The 409-nt window shown below is 41.6% G+C and carries 3 tRNA genes; all 3 read right to left on the bottom strand.

The window, feature by feature from the left end:
- Positions 1-74: 74 nt before the first annotated feature.
- Positions 75-150 (bottom strand) — tRNA-Val (locus CF66_RS00670).
- Positions 151-173: 23 nt separating this feature from the next.
- A tRNA-Lys gene (locus tag CF66_RS00675) sits at positions 174-249 on the bottom strand.
- Between the two features lie 2 nt (positions 250-251).
- A tRNA-Glu gene (locus CF66_RS00680) sits at positions 252-327 on the bottom strand.
- Between the last annotated feature and the right edge of the window lie 82 nt (positions 328-409).

A 409-nucleotide genomic window follows, 5' to 3' on the forward strand; every position in this document is an offset into this window, starting at 1 on the left:
ATTATCTGTCTAGTTTTCTAAATTGTTAAAGAACAGGCTTTACTATATTTAATTGATTTTAATCGTTTAATCATTGGTGGGCAATACTGGACTCGAACCAGTGACCCCCTGCTTGTAAGGCAGGTGCTCTACCAACTGAGCTAATCGCCCTATACCTATAAATTTATAAATTATGGTAGGTCGTGCAGGATTCGAACCTGCGACCAATTGATTAAAAGTCAACTGCTCTACCAACTGAGCTAACGACCCAATGGTATCCCGTAGGGGAGTCGAACCCCTGTTGCCGCCGTGAAAGGGCGATGTCCTAGGCCTCTAGACGAACGGGACATTTTAACTTTAAATTAATCTAATTAATTTGTGTGAGCACTCATTCAAACAATCCTGATATTTTAAGGAGGTGATCCAGCCC

Source organism: Candidatus Photodesmus anomalopis, assembly GCF_000731785.2.
GTDB classification, from domain to species: domain Bacteria; phylum Pseudomonadota; class Gammaproteobacteria; order Enterobacterales; family Vibrionaceae; genus Vibrio; species Vibrio anomalopis.